Source organism: Nonomuraea sp. NPDC048916, assembly GCF_040649575.1.
Lineage (GTDB): Bacteria > Actinomycetota > Actinomycetes > Streptosporangiales > Streptosporangiaceae > Nonomuraea.
Window position 1 is genome coordinate 54,442 of the sequence record NZ_JBEZFS010000024.1, and the last position, 22,420, is coordinate 76,861.

Below are 22,420 nucleotides of genomic sequence, written 5' to 3' on the forward strand. Positions count from 1 at the left end.
CGGGCAGTGCGGATGTGGACTGGTGGTCAGCGGCCGTAGCGGCGCTCACCCTGACCGGAACGGTAGCCACCGTTGCCCCGGCCCTCGGTGCGGGAGCCGCCGGACCGGTAACCGTCACGGGGACGGTCGTCGGGCCGGGCGCGGTCGCGGTCGGCCGAGAACGGGCGGCCACGGTCACCGGTGGTGCGGGGACCACGGTCGTCCGAGCGGAAACCCCCGCCACGGGAGCCGCCGTCGTCGGACCGGAACCCGCGCGGGCCCCGGTCGTCGGGGCGGGCGCCGCGCGGACCGCGGTCGTCGGAGCGGTAGCCGCCCCGCGAACCGCCGTCGTCGGAGCGGTAGCCACCGCCGCGCGGAGCGTCGTCGGAACGGAACCCGCCGGTGCGGGGACCGCGGTCGTCGGAGCGGAAGCCACCGCCACGCGGGCCACGGTCGTCGCGGAACGGCCGGTCGTCGGAGCGGAAGCCGCCACGGCCGCGCTCGTCGCCGCCGGAGCGGCGGCGGTCGTCGCCGAAGGTGCGCGGCTCGGTGGAGCCGTCGGTGTGACGCCGGGGGTAGCGGTCCTCGCCGTCGTGGCGGCGGGGACGGCGGTCGTCGCCCGAGGCGGCCGGACGGTCGCCGTCCTCGTGGCGGCGCGGGCGCCGGTCACCGTCGAAGTCGCGGCGCGGGCGGCGGCCGCGACGCTCGGAGCCGCTGTGGCCGCCCTCGCGGCGCGGGCGCAGCGGCTTGCGGACGTCGGGCTCCCAGACGGGGATGGACTCGCCGCTCGGGGGCCGCGCGCCCGCCACCTCGGCGAGCCTGGGGTGACCGGGCGTGGCCTTGAGGCGGAACGGCTGGATGCCGGCGCGCCGGGTGAGCTGGTCGGTCGAGCGGCGCTCGTTGGGCAGCACCAGCGTGACGACGGTGCCCTTCTCGCCGGCGCGGGCCGTGCGGCCGCCGCGGTGCAGGTAGCTCTTGTGGTCCTGCGGCGGGTCGACGTGCAGCACCAGGCTGATGTTGTCGACGTGGATGCCGCGGGCGGCGACGTCGGTGCAGACCAGCACGTTGACGGAGCCCTCGCGGAACTCGGCCAGGATGCGGGTGCGCTGGTTCTGGCGCTTGCCGCCGTGCAGGCCGCCCGACTTGACGCCGACCCTGGCCAGCTGCTTGCACAGACGGTCGACGCCGTGCTGGGTGCGGACGAAGATGATCGTCCGGCCCTCGCGGTTGGCGATCTCGGCGGTGATGTCGAACTTGTCGTCGCGCGTCACCTGCAGCACGTGGTGCTCCATGGTGTCGACCGGGGAGGTCGCGGGGGCGACGGAGTGCGTGATCGGGTCCTTGAGGAAGCGGCGCACGAGCTTGTCGACGTCGCCGTCGAGCGTGGCCGAGAACAGCAGCCGCTGCCCGTCGGCCGGCGTCTGCGCGAGCAGCTCGGTGACGACGGGGAAGAAGCCGAGGTCGCACATGTGGTCGGCCTCGTCGATGACGCTGACCTCGATGTCGGACAGCGAGCACTCACCCTGGCGGATGAGGTCGCCGAGACGGCCGGGCGTGGCGATGACGACGTCGACGCCGCGGCGCAGCGCCTCGATCTGCTTGCCCATGGACATGCCGCCGACGATGACCTTCATGCGCAGGCCCAGGCCGCGGCCGAGCGGCTCGAGGGCGTCGTGCACCTGCAGGGCGAGCTCGCGGGTGGGGACGAGGATCATGGCGCGGGGACGGCCGGGGGCCGGCCGCACTCCGGCGATGCGGGCCATGGTCGGCAGACCGAAGGCGAGCGTCTTGCCGGAGCCGGTCTGGCCGCGGCCGAGCACGTCGGCACCGGCCAGCACGTCGGGGATGGTCGCGCTCTGGATGGGGAACGGGCTGGCGATGCCCTGCTTGGCCAGCCCGGTGATGAGCGGCTTGGGCAGGCCCAGCAGCTCGAACTCGGACGGGCCCTGCTCGGGGGTGAGCTCGGGCAGGACAGCATCAAGCATGGTCACGAAAGTCGTGCCTTTCAGTCGAAGTGGCGCGTCACTTCTGCGAAAGGACGAGCCGGGGCGTACGGCAGTGCCGTACTTCGTTTGCGTTCGCGGGAATTCGGACCCGCTGGGTGGGGACTGGCCCGAAGTGACGGGCCGTCTACGCGCACCCCATTGCCGGCCGCAGGCGGCGATAACGCACATTGGTGCGCCAGGTGCACGTGGTGCCAACGCGGGGAAAACACCGTGTATTCCCCGGCTAGTCCGATTATCGGACTTTAGCACGCTGACACGGCCGACGCCGAGACGTCAGCCGTTCAGCAAAGATCAGACATTGAAGCCTAGCATACGCAGCTGCTCACGACCCTCATCAGTGATCTTGTCGGGCCCCCACGGCGGCAGCCAGACCCAGTTGATCTTAACGTCGGAGACCATGCCGTCGAGCGCCGAATGGGCCTGGTCCTCGATCACGTCGGTCAGCGGGCAGGCGGCGCTGGTCAGCGTCATGTCGATGGTCGCCACCGGGCGGCCGCCGTCGCAGGGGTCGAGGTTGAGGCCGTAGATCAGGCCCAGGTCGACGACGTTGATGCCCAGCTCCGGGTCGACGACGTCCCTCAGCGCCTCCATGACCTCGTCGACGCTGACGTCGCCGTCGACCCCGGTAGGCGTCTCCACCGGCTTGCTCATGGCATCCTCCTCAAGACGTGAGCGAACTCACGACACCCGCTCATCGGCTCGCTCACAGAGCAGCACTCCTCACAACAGCGTCCTTGTAGGCCATCCAGGACAGCAGCGCGCACTTCACCCGCGCCGGAAACTTCGCCACGCCCGCGAACGCCACCGCGTCGCCCAGCACGTCCTCGTCGGCCTCCACCTGCCCCCTGCCCTGCATGAGGCGGGTGAACTCGTCGACGACCGACAGGGTCTCCTCGACCGTCGAGCCGGTGGTCAGCTCGTGCAGCACCGAGGCGGCCGCCTGGCTGATCGAACAGCCCTGGCCGTCGTAGGAGACGTCCTCGATGCGGCCCGCGGCGCCCACCCTGACCCTGAGCGTGATCTCGTCGCCGCAGGTCGGGTTCACATGGTGAACCTCGGCGTCGTACGGCTCACGCAGCCCCCGGCCCTGCGGGTGCTTGTAGTGTTCCAGGATCAGCTCCTGGTACATCGACTCGCCGATCATGGCTATCCGAACACCTTCTGAACATGATGGAGGCCGCGGACCAGGGCGTCGATCTCGCCCGTGGTGTTGTACAGATAGAACGACGCCCGGGTGGTCGCCGGTATTCCGAACCTCAGGTGCAGCGGGCGGGCGCAGTGGTGACCGACGCGCACCGCGATGCCGAACGCGTCGTCGAGGATCTGGCCCACGTCGTGCGGGTGGATCCCCTCCAGCGTGAACGACAGGGTGCCGCCGCGCCGCTCAAGGGAGTCGGGCCCGATCAGCCGCAGCGTGGGCACCTCCCGCAGCGCCTCCAGCGCGTAGGCCGTCAGCGAGCGCTCGTGGGCCTCCACCGCCTCCATGCCGACTCCCTGGAGGTAGTCGACGGCCGCGCCGAGACCGATGGCCTCGACGATCGGCGGGGTGCCGGCCTCGAACTTGTGCGGGATCGGCGCGTAGGTCGAGTGGTCCATCCAGACGGCCTCGATCATCTCGCCGCCGCCCAGGAACGGGGGCATCGCCTCAAGGAGCTCGCCCCGCCCCCAGAGGACGCCGATGCCCGAGGGGCCGAGCATCTTGTGACCCGTGAAGGCCACGAAGTCGACGCCCAGCTCGGCGATGTTCACCGGGTGGTGCGGCACCGACTGTGAGGCGTCGAGCATCATCAGCGCGCCCACCTCGCGGGCCCGCGCCAGCACGTCGGCGACGGGGTTGACGGTGCCGAGCACGTTGGACTGGTGGGCGATCGACACGATCTTCGTTCGCTCGGTCACCAGCTCAGAGATGCCGGACAGGTCGAGCCGGCCGTCGTCGGTCACGCCGAACCACTTCAGCGTCGCCCCGGTGCGCTGCGCGAGCAGCTGCCACGGCACGATGTTGGAGTGGTGCTCCATCTCGGAGATGACGATCTCGTCCCCGGGGCCGAGCGTGAAGCGGGGATCGGTGTCGGCCGCGCCGCCCCACAGATGCCGCCCGAAGGAGTAGGCGACCAGGTTGAGCGCCTCGGAGGCGTTCTTGGTGAAGATCACCTCGTCGCGCGACGGGGCGCCGACGAAGGCGGCCACCTTGTCGCGTGCTGCCTCGAAGGCCTCGGTCGACTCCGCGCCGAGCACGTGCATCGCGCGCCCGACGTTGCTGTAGTGCATCGCCAGGTGCTCACGGATGGTCTCGACGACCGGCGTGGGCTTCTGGGAGGAGTTGCCCGAGTCGAGGTAGACGAGCGGACGCCCGCCGGGCAGCTCGCGGGAGAGAACCGGGAAGTCCTTCCTGATCCTCTCCACGTCCAAGCTGGTGGAAGTCATGCACTCGCCTTCGTGTACTGCTCGTAGCCCTCGGCTTCGAGCTTCTCGGCCAGCTCCGGCCCGCCTTCCTCGACGATCCTGCCACCGGCGAAGACGTGCACGAACTCGGGCGTCACGTAGCGCAGGATGCGCGTGTAGTGGGTGATGAGCAGCACGCCCGTCTCACCCGAGGCGCGGAAGCGGTTGATGCCCTCGGACACCACGCGCAGCGCGTCGACGTCGAGGCCGGAGTCGGTCTCGTCGAGCACCGCGATCTTCGGCTTGAGCAGCTCGAGCTGGAGGATCTCGTGGCGCTTCTTCTCACCGCCGGAGAAGCCCTCGTTGAGGTTGCGCTGGGCGAACGCGCCGTCGATGGCCAGGGCGTCCATGCCGGACTTGAGGTCCTTGGCGAACTGGCGCAGCTTGGGCGCCTCGCCGCGGATCGAGGTGACGGCCGAGCGCAGGAAGTTGGACACCGACACGCCGGGGACCTCGACGGGGTACTGCATGGCGAGGAACAGCCCGGCCCGGGCGCGCTCGTCGACGGACAGCTCGAGCAGGTCGACGCCGTCGAGCAGCACCTGGCCGCCGGTGATCGTGTACTTGGGATGACCGGCGATGGCGTAGGCGAGCGTGGACTTGCCGGAGCCGTTGGGGCCCATGATGGCGTGGGTCTCGCCCGACTTCACGGTGAGGTTGACGCCGCGCAGGATTTCCTTGTCCTCGACGGCGACCTTCAGGTCACGGATCTCTAGGGTGGACATGCGTTATGACTCCTTCGAGAGCGAGACGAGCACGTCATCGCCGTCGATCTTGACTGTGTAGACGTTCACGGGTTTGGTGGCGGGAGGCCCGGTGGGCTTGCCCGAGCGGACATCGAAGCACGAGCCGTGCAGCCAGCACTCCAGAGTGCCGTCGTAGACCTCGCCCTCGCTGAGCTTCACCTCGGCGTGGGAGCACACGTCGTGCAGCGCGAAGATCTCCTCGCCCTTGCGCACCAGCGCGACCGGCGTCTCCCCCACCTCGACGCCGATGACCCCGCCGTCGGGGATGTCGCCGATGCGGCACACCTTTTCGAAACTCATCGCGCGAGCTCCGCCTCCACCGCGCTCATCACGCGCTCGCGGAGCTCATCGATCTGGATCTTCTCGATGAGCTGGCCGAGGAATCCCCTGATGACCAGGCGCCGGGCCTCGTCGAACGGGATGCCGCGGGCCTGGAGGTAGAAGATGTGCTCGTCGTCGAGGCGCCCCGACGTCGAGGCGTGCCCCGCGCCGGCCACCTCGCCGGTGAGGATCTCCAGGTTGGGCACCGAGTCGGCGCGGGCGCCGTCGGTGAGGATGAGGTTGCGGTTGAGCTCGTAGGTGTCGGTGCCCTCGGCCTCGACCCTGATGATCACGTCGCCGATCCAGACCGTGTGGGCGTCCTCGCCCTGCAGGGCGCCGCGGTAGTCGACGTTGCTCTTGCAGTTGGGCTGCGAGTGGTCGACCAGCAGGCGGTGCTCCAGGTGCTGGCCGGCGTCGGCGAAGTAGACGCCCGACAGGTCGGCGTCGCCGCCGGGGCCGGTGAAGGAGACGCTGGGCGACAGCCGTACGAGATCTCCGCCCAGGGTCACCGCGAAGGCGCGGAACGTCGCGTCCCTGGCCAGCTGGGCGTGGTGGTGGGAGACGTGGACGGCGTCGTCGGCCCAGTCCTGCAGGGTGACGACCTTGAGCGAGGCGCCGTCGCCGACCACGAACTCGATGTTGTCGGCGTAGATCGCGCTGCCCTGGTGCTCGATGACGACCAGCGCCTCGGCGAGCGCCTCGACCTTGACCACGATGTGTCCGTAGGAGGCGCCGTCGGCGCCGCCGCCGCGCACCTCGACGCGGATCGGCTCGCCGAGCAGCGACTCCTTGGGCACGGTGATGACCAGCGCCTTCTCGAAGGAGTTGTACGCCTGCGCGCTGACCCGGTCGGCCGGCACGTACGCCCGGCCGATCCGCGGGTCCTCGCGCCCGACCCACTCGGCGGTCACGCCGGCCGGGGTGTAGGCCTGCACCAGCGCCTGACCGGTGACCTCCGCCTTGCCGTTGTGCAGCCCTCTCAGGCGTGACAGCGGCGTGAAGCGCCACGCCTCCTCGCGCCCGGTCGGGACCTCGAAGTCGTCCAGGTCGTAGGACGCCTTCTCGTGCAGGGTCGACAAGGGCTTCTCGTTCAGGCCCATCAGCCGACGGCTCCTTCCATCTGCAGCTCGATGAGGCGGTTGAGCTCGAGCGCGTACTCCATCGGCAGCTCGCGCGCGATCGGCTCCACGAAGCCGCGCACGATCATCGCCATCGCCTCGTCCTCGTCGAGCCCGCGGCTCATGAGGTAGAACAGCTGGTCTTCGCTGACCTTGGAGACCGTGGCCTCGTGACCCATCCGGACGTCGTCCTCGCGGACGTCGACGTAGGGGTAGGTGTCGGAGCGGCTGATCTGGTCGACCAGGAGCGCGTCGCACTTGACCGTGCTGGCGCTGCCGTGGGCGCCCTCCTCGATCTGCACGAGACCGCGGTAGGAGGTGCGGCCGCCGCCACGCGCGACCGACTTGGAGATGACGCTGGAGCTCGTGTGGGGAGCAAGGTGCACCATCTTCGAGCCGGCGTCCTGGTGCTGGCCCTCGCCCGCGAAGGCGACGCTCAGCGTCTCGCCCTTGGCGTGCTCGCCCATCAGGTAGACGGCGGGGTACTTCATCGTGACCTTGGAGCCGATGTTGCCGTCGATCCACTCCATGGTCGCGCCCTCGTAGGCCACGGCGCGCTTGGTGACCAGGTTGTAGACGTTGTTGGACCAGTTCTGGATGGTCGTGTAGCGGCAGCGGGCGTTCTTCTTCACGATGATCTCGACGACCGCGGAGTGCAGCGAGTCGGACGAGTAGATCGGCGCGGTGCAGCCCTCGACGTAGTGGACGTAGCTGTTCTCGTCGACGATGATCAGGGTCCGCTCGAACTGGCCCATGTTCTCGGTGTTGATCCGGAAGTAGGCCTGCAGCGGGATCTCGACCTCGACGTTCGGCGGCACGTAGATGAACGAGCCACCCGACCACACGGAGGTGTTGAGCGCGGCGAACTTGTTGTCGCCCACCGGGATGACCGAGCCGAAGTACTCCTTGAAGAGCTCCTCGTGCTCCTTCAGGCCCGTGTCGGTGTCGACGAAGATGACGCCCTTCTCCTCGAGGTCCTCACGGATCTTGTGGTAGACGACCTCGGATTCGTACTGGGCGGCGACACCGGCGACGAGGCGCTGCTTCTCCGCCTCGGGGATGCCGAGCTTGTCGTAGGTGTTCTTGATGTCGGCGGGCAGCTCTTCCCAGGAAGCGGCCTGCTTCTCGGTCGAGCGCACGAAGTACTTGATGTTGTCGAAGTCGATGGCCGTGAGGTCGGCTCCCCAGGTCGGCAGCGGCTTCTTGTGGAACAGCCGGAGGCCCTTCAGGCGAAGGTCCAGCATCCACTCCGGCTCGTTCTTGAGCTCGGAGATGTTGCGGACGACCTCTTCGGACAGGCCACGCCTGGCCGTCGCCCCGGCGACATCCGAGTCGGCCCAGCCGAACTTGTAATTCCCGAGGCCTTCCAGCTCCGGGCGGTCGGTGACAGTCACCTTCCGGTCTCCTTGCTCTTGTCTCTATGTGCGGGATCACCCAGCGATTGCGGGCTCACATGTGTCGTGCAGACCCCGTCGCCGTGGGCGATGGTGGCCAGGCGCTGCACCGGCGTGCCGAGCAGCTGCGCGAACGCCTCCGTCTCGGCCTCACACAGCTGCGGGAACTCCGCCGCCGCGTGCGCCACCGGGCAGTGATGCTGGCAGAGCTGGTCGCCGCCGGACTTGGCCTTGCTGGCCGAGGCGGCGTATCCCTCTGCCGACAGCGCCTGCGCCAGCACCTGCACGCGCTGGTCAGCCGGCACCGTCCGCATGACCGGCTCCAGCCGCGTCAGCAGGCCCGAGACCTGTGAGCGGGCGAAGTCGGCCACTGCTTCATGTCCCATGCGCTCGGCCAGGAAACGCAGCGCGCTCCCGGCCAGGTCGTCATAGGCGTGCTCGAAGGCACTGCGCCCCGCGTCGGTGATGGCGAACAGCTTGGCCGGCCGCCCCCGCCCGCGCTGACCGCGCGGTCGTGCCGTGCGAGGCTCGATCATCCCGTCGGTCAGCAGCGCGTCGAGGTGGCGGCGGACGGCCGCGGGCGTGAGCCCGAGCCGCTCGCCCAGCGCGGCGGCCGAGACGGGACCGTGCTCCAGAATCAGCCTGGCGACGCGGGCGCGGGTGCCGCGCTCGCTGCCTGGCTCAATAGTGGGCACGTAGTTCATCGGTCGCTCACCACTCCTCGTTCGCTCGCGGGAAGCTCGTGTGGGCGGCGCCCCCCACTTCGCTCACTGCGTCGGGTTCGCTCCCTGTTTTGACAACATCAGTGTGCCGTAATTCCTTCCCCGCCGACAAACGGATCCGCACACTCAGTCAATGCAATTTCTCACGCAGGTAAGGCTTACCTAACAAAATGCCGGCCGAGAACGGTGAACATCACGGCGGAAAGCGCGAGGAGGCCGAGCATGACCCCGGCCATCGGCACCGCCGTACCCGATCCCGCGAGGCCGACCAGCGGCGCGGCGAACGCGCCCAGCGCGAACTGGAGCACGCCCAGCAACGCCGAGGCGCTGCCCGCGACCTGCGGCGGCTGGCCCGCGAGCGCCAGCGCGCCGGTGCCCGGCAGCACCAGGCCCTGACCGCACATGATGACGAACAGCCCCGCCACGACGCCCGCCAGGCCGATCCCGGTGACCGCGGCGACCAGCAGCGCGCAGGCGCCCACCAGGGAGACGACCAGGCCGATGAGGACCAGGCGCTCCGGCGCCACCCGGCCCGCGAGCCGCCCGCCGACCTGCGCCATGAGGGTCAGGCCGAGCGCGTTCAGCCCGAAGACCAGCGAATACTGCTGCGGCGTGGCGTCGTACACCTCCTGCAGGACGAACGGCGAGCCGGAGATGTAGGCGAACATCGCGGCGAACGACATGCCGGCGGTGAGCGCGCTGCCCATGAACGGCCGGTCGTGCAGCAGGCGCCAGAAGGTGAGCGCGGTGTGCCGCAGGCCGCCGCCCTCACGCTTGCCGGCGGGCAGGGTCTCGCGGACGCCGGGGATCACGGCCAGCAGCAGCGCCAGCCCGGCCAGGCTGAGCGCGACGAACACCCCGCGCCAGGAGGTGAAGGCCAGCAGCTGGGCGCCCGCGATCGGGGCGAGGATCGGGGCCAGGCCGCTGACGAGCATGAGCGTGGCGAAGACGCGGGCGATGGCGGCGCCCTCGTACAGGTCGCGCACCACGGCCCGGACGATCACCAGGGCCGCGCCGCCGAGGATGCCCTGGAGCAGCCGGAACACGATCAGCATCGGCACCGACGGGGCGAAGGCGCACAGCAGGGAGGCGATCGCGAACCCGGCCACACCGACGATCAGCGGCATCCTGCGCCCGCGCACGTCACTCACCGGCCCCGCGATCACCTGGCCTACCGACACGCCGATGAGGCAGGCGGTCAGGGTCAGTTGCACCTGGGCGGGGACGCTGAGCATCTCGTCGGTGATGGCGGGCAGCGCGGGGAGGTACATGTCGATCGAGAGCGGCCCGATGGCCGAAAGGGCCCCCAGGATGAACAGCAGCAGTCCGCGAGGGCGGCCTCTCTCGTTGGTGGCGGCCGGCGCGGCTTCTGCCACGGACATGCGTGAACACCTCTCCCTCGTGGGCTGTGGCCCACGAGGGCCGAGGGATCAAACCGGAATCCGGTCCTCCTAATTCCCGAATATCTGACTTTTCATTCGATTTCGTGAAGTTGGATGACAGAAAGGGCGGCGCCCTGTGGATCCACGAACATCCCGAACCGCCCCGGAGGGGCGTCCGTCGAGTCGACGAGCACGTGCGCGCCGAGACGCCGCGCGGTGCCGACGGTGGCGTCCAGATCGGCGACCGCGAAGTAGACCATCCAGTGGGAGGGCGTCTCCGCCGGGTAGGAGGGGGTCATCTCCATCATGCCGGCGATGCCCCTGCCGTCCACCCGCCACTCGGTGTAGCCGACGCCGTCGAGCTCCTGCAGGTGGGGCGTCCAGCCGAAGACGGCCTGGTAGAACCGCTCGGCGGCGGCGACGTCGCGGGTGACGAGCTCGTTCCAGCAGAACGAGACGGGCTCGTTGACCAGCTCGGCGCCGTGGTGCCGGTCGGCCTCCCAGACCGACACGAACGCTCCGTCGGGCCCCTGGAAGACGGCCATCGTGCCCTCGTCGAACACCCTCATGGGGTCCACGACGACGGTGCCGCCGGAGTTCTTGACCCGGTCGGCGGTGGCGGCGGCGTCCCGGGTGGCGATGTAGGTGTTCCAGGCCGGGGCGCCCTCCTCTCCGGACACGGGTCCCACCCCGGCGACCTTCCTGCCGTCGTAGGTGAACTGGCCGTAGCCGCCGGCTCGGGGGTCGTCGATCATCTCGACTCCCCAGCCGAAGACCTCGCCGTAGAAGCGGACGGACGCGCCGACGTCGGTGCTCGACAGATCCACCCAGCACGGAACGCCCGGTTCGTAGCCGCTGCGCTGTGACATTGCTACCTCCTGTGACGTGGACCTCGTCATCAGACTTTCACCCCGCGCAGGGGCCTGCCGAGAAAAGACGAGTCAACACATGTCCATATCCGGCCACGCCGGGGTGCGAGCCGGACCACGCCGGACAGTCCCTAAACTCGTCCCATGGACTCCCCAGCCGTCGAGATCACCGACCTGGTCAAGCGCTACGGCGGCGCCACCGCGGTCGACGGCTTGTCCATGCGCGCCGAGGTCGGCGCGATCACCGCCGTGCTCGGCCCCAACGGAGCCGGCAAGACGTCCACGATCGAGATCTGCGAGGGGTTCCGCAGGGCCGACTCGGGCACCGTCCGGGTGCTGGGCGAGCCGCCCGCCGCGCCGGGGCTGCGCCCTCGGGTGGGCGTCATGCTGCAGGCCGGCGGCGTGCCGCCGGCGATGCGCTGCGCCGAGTGGCTGCGCCTGGTGTCCCGCTTCCACGCCCACCCGCTGGACCCGCGGGCGCTGCTGGCGCGGCTGGGCCTGGCCGAGCACGCCCGCACGCCCTACCGCCGCCTGTCCGGCGGACAGCAGCAGCGGCTCTCGCTGGCCGCCGCGGTCATCGGCAGGCCCGAGCTGGTCTTCCTCGACGAGCCGACGGCCGGGCTCGACCCGCAGGCCAGGCACGCCTGCTGGGACCTGGTGAGCGAGCTGCGCGCCGCCGGGGTCTCGGTGGTCCTCACCACGCACCACATGGACGAGGCCGAGCGCCTGGCCGACCAGGTGGTGATCATCGACAGGGGCCGGGTGGTGGCCGAGGGCAGCCCCGCCTCGCTCACCGGGGCCGAGCGCCAGCTGCGCTTCCGCGCCCGGCCCGGCCTCGCGCTGGAGGAGCTGCTCAACGCGCTGCCGGTGGGCAGCGCGGCCAAGGAGTCGCCCGCCGGCCACTACATCATCGAGGGTCTGGTCGATCCCGAGCTGCTGGCCACCGTGACCGCCTGGTGCGCGGCCGAGGGCGTCACGGCCGACGACCTGCGCATCGAGCGCCGCACCCTGGAAGACGTCTTCCTCGAGCTGACCGGCAGGGAGCTGCGATGACCACGCCGACCACGCTCGACCTCACACCCGCGCCGGGCGCGGCGCCGCTGCCGCGCATGGTGCTGGCGCAGGCGGGCGCCGAGATGCGCGCGACGCTGCGCAACGGCGAGCAGCTCCTGCTGACGCTGATCATCCCGGTCCTGCTGCTCGTCGGCTTCTCGCTGGCGCCGCTGGTCGACATCGGCGGGGGCAGCCGGGTCGACTTCCTCGCGCCCGGCGTCCTCGCGCTGGCGATCATGTCGACGGCGTTCACCGGGCAGGCGATCGCGACCGGGTTCGAGCGCCGCTACGGCGTGCTCAAGCGGCTGGGCGCCACCCCTCTGTCGCGGCCGGGGCTCATGCTGGCCAAGACACTGGCCGTGCTCGCGGTGGAGCTGGTGCAGGTCGTGGTGATCGTGACCGTGGCCCTGGCGCTCGGCTGGCGGCCGCAGGGCTCCTTCCTGGCCGCGGCGTTGCTGATCGTGCTCGGCACCGCGGCCTTCAGCGGGCTCGGGCTGTTCATGGCGGGCACCCTGCGGGCCGAGGCGACGCTGGCTGCGGCCAACCTCGTCTACCTCGTGCTGCTGGGCGTGGGCGGGGTGGTGTTCCCGCTGTCGAAGTTCCCGTCCGGCATGCGGTCCGTGCTGGAGCTGCTGCCGATCTCGGCGCTGACCGGCGGCTTGCGCGCGGTGCTCACCGCGGGCGCGCTGCCGCTGGGGGCGATCGCCGTGCTGGCCGCCTGGGCGGTCGTGTCACTGGGCCTGGCCTCCCGTTTCTTCCGCTGGGAGTGAGCCGTAACGGTGCCTGCCGACGGCGGCCACCACGGTCAGCGGCAGCGCGACGGCCGCCGCCACGCCGAACAACAGCGGATACGAGCCGTTGCCCGCCAGCGGGCCGCCGGCCCAGGAGGAGACCGCGCTGCCGACGAACAGGGCCGCCGCGAAGAAGGCCACGGAGGTGCCTCTGGCCTGCGGCGTGACGGACGTCACCCAGGTCTGCAGCGACGAGTGCATGAACGACCAGCCGCCGCCGAACAACAGCGCGGCCACCATCACCGTCGTGAGGCCCACGTGGGCCGCGACGAGGGCGTAGCCCGCGCACAGCTGCGTCCCCCCGACGGCGATGAGCACCGGCGCCGGCCAGCTGCGTGACAACCGCTTGACCAGCCGGGTGAGCAGCCACAGGCCCACCCCGTAGACGGCCGTCGCGAGCCCGGCCACGGCGGCGGTGACCCCGTCGTGCTGCAGCGCGGGCGCGAGGAACGGCATGACGCCGAGCAGCACGGCGCCCTCCCCGAAGGCCAGGGCGAACACCAGTAACGCCCAGCGGTGCCTGAGCACCGCGCCGACGTGCGTGCCGAGCCGGCCGCTCGGGCCGCGGGGCGGCTCGGGCACCCAGCGCAGCCAGATCACGCAGGCCAGCGCCAAGACCGCGGGCACGGTGAAGACCAGGCGCCAGTCGACCAGGTCGGACAGCACGCCGCCGAGCCCGGTGGCCGCGGCGGTGCCGAGCGCGGTGGCGCCCATGAGGTCGGTCAGGGCGCGCTGGCGGATCGAGGGCTCGACCGTGTCGCCGACGTAGGTGAGCGAGGTGGGGATCACCGCGCCGAAGCAGGCGCCGGCGACGATCCGGGCGGCGATGAGCGCGCCGAGCGCCGGCATCAGGGCCGAGACGATCCCGGCGACCGCGGCGCCGAGCAGGGCCGCCCGCATCACCGGCACCCGTCCGAAGCGGTCGGACAGCACGCCCCACAGCGGCTGCGACAGGCCGTAGGCGAGGAAGTACCCGCTGGCCGCCGCCACGGCCGCGGCCAGCGGCACGCGCAGGTCCAGCGCGATCAGGACCAGCATCGGGCTCACGGCGAACCGGTCGAAGCTGCTGACGAAGGACGCCACGGACAGGGCGAGCGGTGGCCGTGCGAGCGTGATGGGTGGGGCGAGTGCCGTCATGCCTCCATGGTCGGGGGAACCGCGCCTCGTGATCCAGATACCCGGTAGTACCACCCTAAGTGCAGAAATATCGCCACCACGGGCTAGCCTCTAGCGATTGCCCTTAGCAATTGCCCCTGTTGTCCTGCGAGGAGTTCCGTGACCGCCTTCGCCCTCGACGATCCCCTGGACCGCGGCTCCGGTCTGCCACGGCCGGGGACCCTGCTCCGCACGGCGGCCGACTCGATCCCGCCGTCCGGGCTGGTGCTGCTGGCGATCTTCTCCGCGCAGCTCGGCGCCGGGTTCGCCAAGGATCTGTTCACGGCGCTGCCGCCGAGCGCGGTGGTGTTCGTGCGCATCGCGGCGGGCGCGCTGATCCTGGGGGCGGTGGCACGGCCGAAGCTGAAGGGCATGTCCTGGCGCGACTGGGCGCTGGGGCTGGCCTTCGGCGCGACGCTCGCGCTGATGAACCTGTCGTTCTACGAGGCGCTGTCCAGGCTGCCGCTGGGCATCACCGTGGCCATCGAGTTCCTCGGGCCGCTCGGCGTGGCGGTGGCGGCGTCGCGGCGGCGGCTCGACCTGGTCTGGATCGGGCTCGCGGGGCTGGGTGTGGCGCTGCTCGCGCCGTGGGGCGACTCGGAGACGGTGAGCTGGGCGGGCATCGGCTTCGCGATGGTGGCGGGCGCCTGCTGGGCGGCGTACATCCTGCTGTCGGCCGCGGCGGGGCAGCGCTTCCCCGGCACATCGGGGCTGTCGTTCGCGATGATCGTGTCGGCCGTGCTCATCGCGCCCGTGGGCGTCACGACGGGCGGCGCGAGCCTGCTCCAGCCGGAGCTGCTGCTGATCGGGGTGGGGGTGGGGCTGCTGTCGTCGGTGATCCCGTACTCACTGGAGCTGCAGGCGCTGCGGCACATGCCCAAGCACGTGTTCGGCATCCTGATGAGCCTGGAGCCCGCGGTGGCCGCGCTGATCGGCGTGCTGGTGCTGAGCGAGATCCTGCACGCGCAGCAGTGGGCCGCCATCGTCTGCATCGTGGCCGCCAGCCTCGGCTCGACCCGGGCCCCCCGGTCAGGATGAGGCCGAACCCGCCCAGATGCCGCGGACGTGGTGGATGTGCTCGGCCATGATGTGCCCCACGGCCGCCTGGTCGCCCTCGGCCAGCGCGTCGAGCATGGCCAGGTGCTCGCGGGCCGCGTCGGCCAGCCCGCCCCGCGTGGCCAGCTGTGACAGGCCGTAGAGGCGGGCCCGGTTGCGCAGGTCTCTGACCACGGCCACCAGGTGGGAGTTGCCCGACAGGGCCAGCAGCTCCACGTGGAAGCGCAGGTCGGCGTCGACGTAGCCGAGCAGGTCGGCGCGTTCGGCGGCGGCGACGATCTCCTCGGCGAGCGGCCTGAGCCGCTCGAAGTCGGCGGCGCGCGAGGCGTCGGCCAGGCGGGTCACGGTCGGCACCTCGATCAGCCGCCGGATCTCGGTCAGCTCGTCGAGATCGCGGTCGGACAGCTCGGTCACCCGGAAGCCCTTGTTGCGCACGGCCTCGACCAGGCCCTCCTTGGCCAGGTCGAGCATCGCCTCACGGACCGGCGTCGCGGAGACGCCGAACTGCTGGGCCAGCATCGGCGCGGAGTAGACCACGCCGGGCCGCATCTCGCCGGTGATCAGCGCGGCACGGAGCGCGTGCGCCACCTGCTCGCGCAGGCTCTGCCGCTCACCCACCGTCGGCAGGTCGAGCCGGTCAGCCATCCGCTCATCCCTTCCCTGCGTTCCACGCTTCGTACGCGGCCGCCGCGACCACCAGGTCCTCCCAGGCCATGCCCGTGCCCTTGAACACGCGGGGCCCGGAGCCCACGGAAACCCGGCCGCCGACCAGGTCGGCGAGGTTTCCGGCAAGATGACCAGTGGTGATCGTACCGTGGCGGATCGGGACGATCACATCGCCGGCTTCGGCCAGGGCGGCCGATCTGGCCTCGACGACCAGGGTGGCGCGGGCGATCAGGTCGCCGTCGAGCTCTCGGGCGTCGGGCTCGTGTGAGCCGATCGCGACGACGGTGGCGCCGTCTCGGGCGAGCTTACCGGGGAACAACGGCTCCCTCGCGGTCGTGCAGCAGGCGATGAGGTCGGCCCCGGCCAGCGCCTCCGCGAGGGCCTCGTCCACCTCCGCGGCAGGAGGCGCCTCCCGGCCGCCGCCCTGAGCGGGAGCCCGCGGCCCGCCGTGCAGGGCGCGGGTGATCAGCCCGCGCTCGCGGCAGCGGTCCGCGAGCGCCTCCGTACGCCCGCGGTCGCGGCCGACGACGGTCACGCGCTCGACCGGCCGTACGGCGCCGAGCGCGACGATGTGCCCCCACGCCTGTGGCCCCGTGCCGAACACCACCAGGTCGCGGGCGTCCGGCTCGGCCAGGTGCCGGACGGCCAGCGCGGTGACGGCGGGCGTGCGCGACGAGGTGAGCGCGATGCCGTCCAGGGCGGCCAGCGGGGCCAGGGTCTCGCCGTCGAACAGCAGGTAGGTGCCCTGGATCCGGGGCAGGTCGCGTCCGGCGTTGCCGGGCGCGATGGTGACCGCCTTGACGCCGGCGTACCGTCCCGCCGCGGCGGGCATCAGCAGGAGCTGCCCGGCGGGCAGCTCGACCACGGGCCGTTGCGGCGTGGCCTCGGGATCGAGCCCGGCGCGCAGGGCGTCCTCGAGGAGCTGCACGGCCCGGGCCACGGGCACCAGGCGGTCGATGGTGGCGGCGTCGAGAAAGGGCAGGGCGTTCATGACCGGCATCATCGCAGGGTGAATCCGGTGCCGATGGGATCGCCGGGGTCCAGCTCGAAGACGTGCCTGCCGGTGCGGTAGGCCATGCCCTCGATCTCGGGCACGACGCCCTCGCCGGTCACCCGCGCGACCCGGGCGCGGAAGGTGCTGCCGACGATGCTGTCGTGCACCAGCGGGTCGCGCACGCCCTGGTCGTGGAGCAGCGCGAGCCTGGCGGCCGTGCCGGAGCCGCACGGCGAGCGGTCCACCTCGCCGTCGGCGAAGACGGTGACGTTGCGCTGGCGGACGTGGCCGTCGCCGCCGGGCAGCTCGTCGTAGAAGATCACGCCGTAGACGCCGGACAGCCGGTCGTCGCCCGGGTGACGGGTGGCCGGATGGCCGGCCAGGGCGGCCTTGACGCGGCGGCCGTGGGCGATCAGCTCGGTCAGGTGCCCCGGCTCGACCGCCAGGCCGAGCGCCCCGGCCGGCACGGAGGCGTAGATCGCTCCGCCGTACGCGAGGTCGGCCTCGACACCGGCGACCGGGACGGCGCGGGCGATCACGTACGACGGGACGTTGACGAACGTGACGGACCGGACGCGCCCGGCCGAGCAGCGCACCCGGGCGGTGACGCGGCCCGACGGCACGTCGACGACCACGTCGGTGTCGCCGTCGGGATCGGCCTCGACCAGGCCCTCCTGGACGGCGTGCACCCCGAGCGCGATCGTGCCGTGGCCGCAGGCGGTGGAGTAGCCGTCCTTGTGCCAGAACAGCACGCCCAGGTCGGCGCCGTCGTCGTCGGGCGGGACGAGGAAGCAGCCGTACATGTCGGCGTGGCCGCGCGGCTCGTGGCAGAGCAGCCGGCGCACCCGGTCGATCTCCGGCGCGCCGGCGTTGGCGCGGCGGTCGAGCACGGTGGCGCCGGGGATCTCGGGCACGCCGCCGGTGACGATCCGGAACGGCTCGCCGCCGGTGTGGTAGTCGACGGTGGTGACGGTCACAGCTCGAACCCTTCAGGGAACGGGTCACGCGGATCGAGGAAGTACTGGGCGGTGCCGGTCACCCAGGCGCGGCCGGTGATCGACGGCACCACGGCGGGCGCGCCGCAGACCGTGGCCTCCTCCAGCAGCCTGCCGACGAAGCGGGTGCCGATGAACGACTCGTTCACGAAGTCGCGGCCCAGCGGGAGCTCGCCGCGGGCGTGCAACTGGGCCATCCGGGCGCTGGTGCCGGTGCCGCAGGGCGAGCGGTCGAACCAGCCCGGGTGGATGGCCATCGCGTGGCGCGAGCGGTGGGCGTCGGAGCCGGGGGCCGCGAAGTAGACGTGGTGGCAGCCGCGGATGCGCTCGTCCTCGCGGTGGACGGGCTCGTCGGCGGCGTTGATCGCCTCCATCGTGGCCAGGCCGGCGGCCAGGATCTCGTTCTTGGCCTTGCGGTCGAAGGGCAGGCCGTAGGAGTCGAGCCCGACGATGGCGTAGAAGTTGCCGCCGTAGGCCAGGTCGTAGCGGATCTCGCCGTAGCCCGGCACGGTCACCTCGGCGTCGAGCCGGTCGCTGTAGGAGGGCACGTTGCGCAGCGTCACCGACAGGGCCATGCCGTCCTGGACGGCCACGTCGGCCACGACGAGCCCGGCGGGCACCTCCAGCCGCACGGTGGTGACGGGCTCGACGACCTCCACCATGCCGGTCTCGACCAGGACGGTGGCGACGCCGATGGTGCCGTGGCCGCACATCGGCAGCAGCCCGGACACCTCGATGAACAGCACGCCCCAGTCGGCGTCGGGCCTGGTGGGCGGCTGCAGGATGGCGCCGCTCATGGCGGCGTGACCGCGCGGCTCGTTCATCAGCAGCCTGCGAATGTGGTCGAGGTGGTCGCGGAAGTGGACGCGCCGCTCGGCCATGCTCGCGCCGGGGATCACGCCCACGCCGCCGACGACGACCCGCGTCGGCATGCCCTCGGTGTGCGAGTCGACGGCGTGGAAGACCCGCCCGGTCCTCACCGCAGCCCCTCGGCCAGGGCCTTCTCGGTCACGGCGCGGACGGCCGCCGCCTGCTCGTCCGTCAGCGGCGCGCGGGGCTGCCTGCAGGGCCCGCCGTGCCTGCCCGCGAGGTCCATGGACAGCTTGATGGCCTGGACGAACTCGGTCTTGGAGTCCCAGCGCAGCAGCGGGTGCAGCTTCCGGTACAGCGGCAGCGCGGTGTCCAGGTCGCCGGCGAGCGCCGCCCGGTAGAGCTCCACGCTGGAGGCGGGCAGCGCGTTGGGGTAGCCCGCGATCCAGCCGACGGCTCCGGCCAGCGCCAGTTCGAGCAGCACGTCGTCCGACCCGATCAGCAGGTCGAGCCGCGGAGCCAGCTCGGCCAGCTCGTAGGCCCTGCGGGGGTCGCCGGTGAACTCCTTCACCGCCACGATCAGGCCCTCGTCGAACAGCCGGGCGAGCAGCGCGGGCGTCAGGTCCACCTTGGTGTCGTACGGGTTGTTGTAGGCCACGATGGGCACGCCCGCCCTGGCCACCTCGCGGTAGTGCTCCACCACGGTCCGCTCGTCGGCCCGGTAGGCGTTGGGCGGCAGCAGCAGCACCGACCCGCAGCCGGCCTCGCCCGCCTGCTCGGCCCAGCGCCGCGACTCGGCCGCGCCGTACGCGCCGACGCCCGGCATCACGTTGGGCCCGCCGACGGCCTCGACGGCGGTCAGCACCACCCTGGCCCGCTCCTCGGCGGTGAGGGTCTGGTACTCGCCCAGCGAGCCGTTGGGCACCACGCCGTCGCAGCCGTTGGCGGTCAGCCAGCGGCAGTGCCCGGCGTAGCCGTCGAAGTCGACGGACAGGTCGTCTCGGAGAGGGAGGGCGGTGGCCACCATGACGCCCTGCCACGGTTTGACGCGTTCGATCACGACAGATCCTTCCAGGTGAGGGGTTCGGGATGGTCGGCCAGGGTGCCGAGGCCGACGGGCTGGACGATGGGACGGCGCGGCGGGCCGGGCGGCTCTCCGGCGAGGCGGGCGACGGCGTAGCCGCAGACGCGGCCCTGGCACCAGCCCATGCCGGGCCTGGCCAGCAGCTTGACCGAGCGGGCGTCGGTGGCGCCGAGCCGCCGCGCCTCGCGGATCCGGCCGAGCGGCACCTCCTCGCACCGGCACACCAGGGTGTCGTCGCGCAGCCACCCCTGCCAGCCCGGCCTGATCGGGTACGCCTCCAGCAGCGCCCGCCCGAACGCCCGCAGCCGCCCGCGCCTCCTGACCAGCACGTCCGGCACCCGCGCGACGGCTTGACCGGCGACCCGGGCGACGCCGTTGGCGCCGGGCCGGGCCGCGACGCCGGCTCCGGCCAGGGCGGCGTGGGCGGCGGCGATGCTCAGGCCCGCCATGCGGCCTTCGAGCTCGGCGAGCCGCCACCCGCCGACGCCGGTGGGCTCGCCGGCGGCCCAGACGCCCTCGATCGAGGTGCGCTGCGCGGCGTCGACCGCCAGGACGGGACTGCCGTCCACGTCGGCGCGCGTGTCGCAGCCGAGCTGGACGCCGAGGTCGATCTGGGGCACGAAGCCGTAACCGACGGCCAGGGTGTCGCAGGCGATCCGGCGGGTGGCCCGCACGTTCCAGTCGCGGTCGAGCCGGGCCACCGTGACGGCCTCCAGCTCGCGCTCGCCGTGCGCGGCGACCACCGCCCGGCGGGTCAGGTACGGCACGCGGTGCCGGGCCAGGGCCAGTCCGTAGCCCGCGGCCTCCCCGGCCCTGGACAGCGCCCGCAGCGGATGCCGGGCCAGGCCGAGGCCGCTGTTCGCCTCGAACACCCCGAGCACCTCGGCGCCCGCGCCGGCCAGGCCCGCGCCGACGGGCAGCAGGAAGGGCCCGGTGCCGGCCACGACGATCCGCCGCCCGGCCACCACGCCGTCGCCCTTGAGCAGCGCCTGCGCGCCGCCCGCCGTGAGCACTCCGGGCAGGTCCCAGCCGGGGAACGGCAGCGGCCGGTCATGCGCCCCGGTGGCGATGAGCAGGTGGCGGCAGCGCACGGCGACCGCCTCGCCCCCGGGGGCCAGGCAGTGCGCGACCAGGTCGCCGTCCCGGCTCACGGCCCACACCTGGTGCCGGAGCAGGACGCGGGCCTGCCTCCCGAGGGCGCGCGCCTGCCGGGCGAAACGGTCGAACCCCGGCGTGGCGGGCCGGGCGGGGGCGGCGGGGTGGCGGAAGTACTGGCCGCCGAGCCGCGCGCCGGAGTCGAGGAGCACGACGCGCAGGCCGCGCCGCGCCGCGGCGAGCGCGCCCGCCACTCCGGCCGGTCCGCCGCCGATCACCGCGAGGTCGCAGGTCACCACATCGGCGCCGCTCCCGTCCGAAGCGGGCCGCGGCGACACGGGCCGGGGCGTCATGACGTGGTCACCTCGTCGCCGGGGCGGGCGTCCAGCAGGCAGGCGCGTTCCGGCGGCCGGCCGTTCACGGTGACCAGGCAGTCGAAGCAGACCCCGATCCCGCAGAACAGCCCGCGCGGCCGCCCGCCGAAGCGGGTGGTGCGCCACGAGCGGATGCCCGCGGCGTGCAGGGCCGCGCCGACCGTCTGGCCGCGTGTCACGGGCACCGGCCGGCCGTCGACGGTGATCTGGAAGGCGTCGCTCACGCGGGCTCCTCGAATCGGTCGGGACGGAAGGGGTGCAGGTCCAGCTCGGGTCGCCGGCCGGTGATGACCTGGGCGAGGAGGTGGCCGGTCGCCGGCGCGAGCCCGATGCCCGCGCCCTCGTGGCCGCAGGCGTGATACAGCCCGGGCGCGCGCGGGTCGGGGCCGATCACCGGCAGGTGGTCGGGGCAGTACGGCCGGAACCCGCAGTAGGACCTGATGGCCCGCACCTCGCGCAGCGCCGGGAACAGGGCGACGGCCTGCGCCGCCAGCCGGGACAGCACCGGCACCGACGTCGTGCGGTCGAAGCCGACCCGTTCCCTGCTGGCCCCGATGAGCACGGTCCCGGCGGGAGTGCCCTCCACCACGGCCGAGGTCTCGAGGCCGGCCGCGTCGCTGGCCACGTTCGTGACGTAGGCGGCGGTGTAGACCTTGTGCCGGATCAGCGGCTCGGGCAGCGGCTCGGTGACGAGGATGAAGCCGCGCCGGGGCAGGATGGGCAGCTCGACGCCGGCCAGGGCGGCGACCTCGCCGCCCCACGTGCCGGCCGCGTTGATCACCGCGCCGGCGGGCAGGTCGCCCCGGTCGGTGCGCACACCGGTGATCCGGTCGCCGGAGCGCGTGAACCCGGTCACGGTGACGCCGGTGCGCACGCGGACCGCGCCGTGGCCGAGCAGCCGGGCGGCGGCCAGCATGGGCTGCACCTGGGCGTCCTGCGGGTAGTGGACGCCGCCCGCGAGCCCGTCCGCCAGGTGCGGCTCGTAGCCGTGCAGCTCCCCGCCCGCCACCACGGTGTGCTCGACGCCCTGCTTGGCGGCCAGTTCGGCCAGCCTCAGCCGGATCTCGGGGGTCTCGGCGACGACCAGGCCGCCCTTGCGCTCGTACTCGAAGCCGCCGGGCTCCGCGAGCTCCGGCTGCTCGGCGAGCGAGCGCCACAGGCGGGCGGACAGCACCGCGAGGTCCAGCTCGGGACCGGGTTCCTTGTCGGAGACCAGCACGTTGCCCTCGCCCGAGCCGGTCGTGCCGCCCGCGACGGGTCCCCGGTCGACCACGGTCACGTCGAGCCCGGCCCGCGCCGCGTAGTGGGCGCACGCCGCGCCGACCACCCCGGCGCCGATGACGATCACGTCCGGCATCACACCTCCCA

At 72.3% G+C, this 22,420-nt stretch carries 23 protein-coding genes; 3 read left to right on the forward strand and 20 right to left on the reverse strand.

Features of this window, described 5'->3' with window-relative positions; all coding sequences use genetic code 11:
- Positions 1–26: 26 nt before the first annotated feature.
- The 11 genes from AB0C16_RS25585 to AB0C16_RS25635 form a co-directional block, all read right to left on the reverse strand.
- Positions 27–1,964, reverse strand: a complete 1,938-nt coding sequence (locus AB0C16_RS25585) for a DEAD/DEAH box helicase (protein ID WP_357686438.1) — start codon at positions 1,962–1,964, stop codon at positions 27–29.
- A gap of 312 nt (positions 1,965–2,276) precedes the next feature.
- On the reverse strand, positions 2,277–2,636 hold the full coding sequence (locus tag AB0C16_RS25590; RefSeq protein ID WP_357686439.1) for a metal-sulfur cluster assembly factor: 360 nt from the start codon (positions 2,634–2,636) through the stop codon (positions 2,277–2,279).
- Positions 2,637–2,688: 52 nt separating this feature from the next.
- Positions 2,689–3,129: a Fe-S cluster assembly sulfur transfer protein SufU gene (gene sufU / locus AB0C16_RS25595; protein ID WP_357686440.1), complete on the reverse strand. Its 441-nt coding sequence runs from the start codon at positions 3,127–3,129 to the stop codon at positions 2,689–2,691.
- Positions 3,130–3,131: 2 nt separating this feature from the next.
- Entirely contained in the window at positions 3,132–4,409 is a 1,278-nt protein-coding gene (locus AB0C16_RS25600) for a cysteine desulfurase (RefSeq protein ID WP_357686441.1), read from the reverse strand.
- Entirely contained in the window at positions 4,406–5,152 is a 747-nt protein-coding gene (sufC, locus tag AB0C16_RS25605; protein ID WP_357686442.1) for a Fe-S cluster assembly ATPase SufC, read from the reverse strand. The genes AB0C16_RS25600 and sufC overlap by 4 nt, the downstream gene beginning before the upstream one ends.
- Before the next feature lie 3 nt (positions 5,153–5,155).
- On the reverse strand, positions 5,156–5,473 hold the full coding sequence (locus AB0C16_RS25610) for a non-heme iron oxygenase ferredoxin subunit (RefSeq protein ID WP_357686443.1): 318 nt from the start codon (positions 5,471–5,473) through the stop codon (positions 5,156–5,158).
- Positions 5,470–6,594 (reverse strand): Fe-S cluster assembly protein SufD, encoded by a 1,125-nt coding sequence (sufD, locus tag AB0C16_RS25615; RefSeq protein ID WP_357686444.1) that lies wholly within the window; start codon positions 6,592–6,594, stop codon positions 5,470–5,472. The genes AB0C16_RS25610 and sufD overlap by 4 nt, the downstream gene beginning before the upstream one ends.
- On the reverse strand, positions 6,594–8,006 hold the full coding sequence (sufB, locus tag AB0C16_RS25620) for a Fe-S cluster assembly protein SufB (protein WP_357686445.1): 1,413 nt from the start codon (positions 8,004–8,006) through the stop codon (positions 6,594–6,596). The genes sufD and sufB overlap by 1 nt, the downstream gene beginning before the upstream one ends.
- A complete protein-coding gene (locus tag AB0C16_RS25625) occupies positions 8,003–8,710 on the reverse strand; it encodes a metalloregulator ArsR/SmtB family transcription factor (protein WP_357686446.1) in 708 nt (235 codons plus the stop codon). Before AB0C16_RS25625 ends, sufB begins: the two co-directional genes overlap by 4 nt.
- Before the next feature lie 176 nt (positions 8,711–8,886).
- On the reverse strand, positions 8,887–10,110 hold the full coding sequence (locus AB0C16_RS25630) for a multidrug effflux MFS transporter (protein ID WP_357686447.1): 1,224 nt from the start codon (positions 10,108–10,110) through the stop codon (positions 8,887–8,889).
- A 92-nt stretch (positions 10,111–10,202) separates the two neighbouring features.
- The gene (locus AB0C16_RS25635; protein ID WP_357686448.1) at positions 10,203–10,979 is read right to left on the reverse strand and encodes a VOC family protein; all 777 of its coding nucleotides are present in this window, start codon (positions 10,977–10,979) and stop codon (positions 10,203–10,205) included.
- A 144-nt stretch (positions 10,980–11,123) separates the two neighbouring features.
- Between AB0C16_RS25635 and AB0C16_RS25640 the strand changes: the two genes are divergently transcribed.
- Both AB0C16_RS25640 and AB0C16_RS25645 read left to right on the forward strand, forming a co-directional pair.
- A complete protein-coding gene (locus AB0C16_RS25640) occupies positions 11,124–12,032 on the forward strand; it encodes an ABC transporter ATP-binding protein (RefSeq protein WP_357686449.1) in 909 nt (302 codons plus the stop codon).
- A complete protein-coding gene (locus AB0C16_RS25645; RefSeq protein WP_357686450.1) occupies positions 12,029–12,802 on the forward strand; it encodes an ABC transporter permease in 774 nt (257 codons plus the stop codon). Before AB0C16_RS25640 ends, AB0C16_RS25645 begins: the two co-directional genes overlap by 4 nt.
- Here the strand turns inward: AB0C16_RS25645 and AB0C16_RS25650 are convergent.
- Positions 12,764–13,960, reverse strand: coding sequence for an MFS transporter (locus AB0C16_RS25650; RefSeq protein WP_357686451.1), 1,197 nt, complete (start codon positions 13,958–13,960; stop codon positions 12,764–12,766). The genes AB0C16_RS25645 and AB0C16_RS25650 overlap by 39 nt on opposite strands.
- A 138-nt stretch (positions 13,961–14,098) precedes the next feature.
- Here AB0C16_RS25650 and AB0C16_RS25655 point away from each other — a divergent pair, with 138 nt between their 5' ends.
- Positions 14,099–15,016 (forward strand): EamA family transporter, encoded by a 918-nt coding sequence (locus tag AB0C16_RS25655; protein WP_357686452.1) that lies wholly within the window; start codon positions 14,099–14,101, stop codon positions 15,014–15,016.
- Here the strand turns inward: AB0C16_RS25655 and AB0C16_RS25660 are convergent.
- From AB0C16_RS25660 to AB0C16_RS25695, 8 genes are read right to left on the reverse strand one after another with little or no spacing between them, the layout of a single operon-like run.
- Positions 15,008–15,679, reverse strand: a complete 672-nt coding sequence (locus AB0C16_RS25660) for a GntR family transcriptional regulator (RefSeq protein WP_357686453.1) — start codon at positions 15,677–15,679, stop codon at positions 15,008–15,010. The genes AB0C16_RS25655 and AB0C16_RS25660 overlap by 9 nt on opposite strands.
- A gap of 4 nt (positions 15,680–15,683) precedes the next feature.
- Positions 15,684–16,691 (reverse strand): ornithine cyclodeaminase family protein, encoded by a 1,008-nt coding sequence (locus AB0C16_RS25665; protein WP_357686454.1) that lies wholly within the window; start codon positions 16,689–16,691, stop codon positions 15,684–15,686.
- A gap of 8 nt (positions 16,692–16,699) precedes the next feature.
- Positions 16,700–17,671, reverse strand: coding sequence for a proline racemase family protein (locus AB0C16_RS25670; protein WP_357686455.1), 972 nt, complete (start codon positions 17,669–17,671; stop codon positions 16,700–16,702).
- On the reverse strand, positions 17,668–18,669 hold the full coding sequence (locus tag AB0C16_RS25675; protein ID WP_357686456.1) for a proline racemase family protein: 1,002 nt from the start codon (positions 18,667–18,669) through the stop codon (positions 17,668–17,670). Before AB0C16_RS25675 ends, AB0C16_RS25670 begins: the two co-directional genes overlap by 4 nt.
- Complete coding sequence (locus tag AB0C16_RS25680; protein ID WP_357686457.1) at positions 18,666–19,559, reverse strand: dihydrodipicolinate synthase family protein; 894 nt, start codon at positions 19,557–19,559, stop codon at positions 18,666–18,668. The genes AB0C16_RS25675 and AB0C16_RS25680 overlap by 4 nt, the downstream gene beginning before the upstream one ends.
- Positions 19,556–21,031 (reverse strand): NAD(P)/FAD-dependent oxidoreductase, encoded by a 1,476-nt coding sequence (locus tag AB0C16_RS25685; RefSeq protein WP_357686458.1) that lies wholly within the window; start codon positions 21,029–21,031, stop codon positions 19,556–19,558. The genes AB0C16_RS25680 and AB0C16_RS25685 overlap by 4 nt, the downstream gene beginning before the upstream one ends.
- The gene (locus tag AB0C16_RS25690) at positions 21,028–21,276 is read right to left on the reverse strand and encodes a (2Fe-2S)-binding protein (RefSeq protein ID WP_357686459.1); all 249 of its coding nucleotides are present in this window, start codon (positions 21,274–21,276) and stop codon (positions 21,028–21,030) included. Before AB0C16_RS25690 ends, AB0C16_RS25685 begins: the two co-directional genes overlap by 4 nt.
- Positions 21,273–22,409, reverse strand: coding sequence for an FAD-binding oxidoreductase (locus tag AB0C16_RS25695; protein ID WP_357686460.1), 1,137 nt, complete (start codon positions 22,407–22,409; stop codon positions 21,273–21,275). Before AB0C16_RS25695 ends, AB0C16_RS25690 begins: the two co-directional genes overlap by 4 nt.
- Between the last annotated feature and the right edge of the window lie 11 nt (positions 22,410–22,420).

Bases quoted from the DNA above. Each gene is read 5' to 3' on its own strand.
- AB0C16_RS25635 (WP_357686448.1), bottom strand. From the start codon at position 10,979: ATGTCACAGCGCAGCGGCTACGAACCGGGCGTTCCGTGCTGGGTGGAT.
- AB0C16_RS25685 (WP_357686458.1), bottom strand. From the start codon at position 21,031: ATGACGCCCCGGCCCGTGTCGCCGCGGCCCGCTTCGGACGGGAGCGGC.
- AB0C16_RS25590 (WP_357686439.1), bottom strand. From the start codon at position 2,636: ATGAGCAAGCCGGTGGAGACGCCTACCGGGGTCGACGGCGACGTCAGC.
- AB0C16_RS25610 (WP_357686443.1), bottom strand. From the start codon at position 5,473: ATGAGTTTCGAAAAGGTGTGCCGCATCGGCGACATCCCCGACGGCGGG.
- sufD (WP_357686444.1), bottom strand. From the start codon at position 6,594: ATGGGCCTGAACGAGAAGCCCTTGTCGACCCTGCACGAGAAGGCGTCC.
- AB0C16_RS25640 (WP_357686449.1), top strand. From the start codon at position 11,124: ATGGACTCCCCAGCCGTCGAGATCACCGACCTGGTCAAGCGCTACGGC.
- AB0C16_RS25660 (WP_357686453.1), bottom strand. From the start codon at position 15,679: ATGGCTGACCGGCTCGACCTGCCGACGGTGGGTGAGCGGCAGAGCCTG.
- AB0C16_RS25665 (WP_357686454.1), bottom strand. From the start codon at position 16,691: ATGAACGCCCTGCCCTTTCTCGACGCCGCCACCATCGACCGCCTGGTG.
- AB0C16_RS25600 (WP_357686441.1), bottom strand. From the start codon at position 4,409: ATGACTTCCACCAGCTTGGACGTGGAGAGGATCAGGAAGGACTTCCCG.
- sufC (WP_357686442.1), bottom strand. From the start codon at position 5,152: ATGTCCACCCTAGAGATCCGTGACCTGAAGGTCGCCGTCGAGGACAAG.
- AB0C16_RS25650 (WP_357686451.1), bottom strand. From the start codon at position 13,960: ATGACGGCACTCGCCCCACCCATCACGCTCGCACGGCCACCGCTCGCC.
- sufU (WP_357686440.1), bottom strand. From the start codon at position 3,129: ATGATCGGCGAGTCGATGTACCAGGAGCTGATCCTGGAACACTACAAG.
- AB0C16_RS25645 (WP_357686450.1), top strand. From the start codon at position 12,029: ATGACCACGCCGACCACGCTCGACCTCACACCCGCGCCGGGCGCGGCG.
- AB0C16_RS25630 (WP_357686447.1), bottom strand. From the start codon at position 10,110: ATGTCCGTGGCAGAAGCCGCGCCGGCCGCCACCAACGAGAGAGGCCGC.
- AB0C16_RS25625 (WP_357686446.1), bottom strand. From the start codon at position 8,710: ATGAACTACGTGCCCACTATTGAGCCAGGCAGCGAGCGCGGCACCCGC.
- AB0C16_RS25695 (WP_357686460.1), bottom strand. From the start codon at position 22,409: ATGCCGGACGTGATCGTCATCGGCGCCGGGGTGGTCGGCGCGGCGTGC.
- AB0C16_RS25585 (WP_357686438.1), bottom strand. From the start codon at position 1,964: ATGCTTGATGCTGTCCTGCCCGAGCTCACCCCCGAGCAGGGCCCGTCC.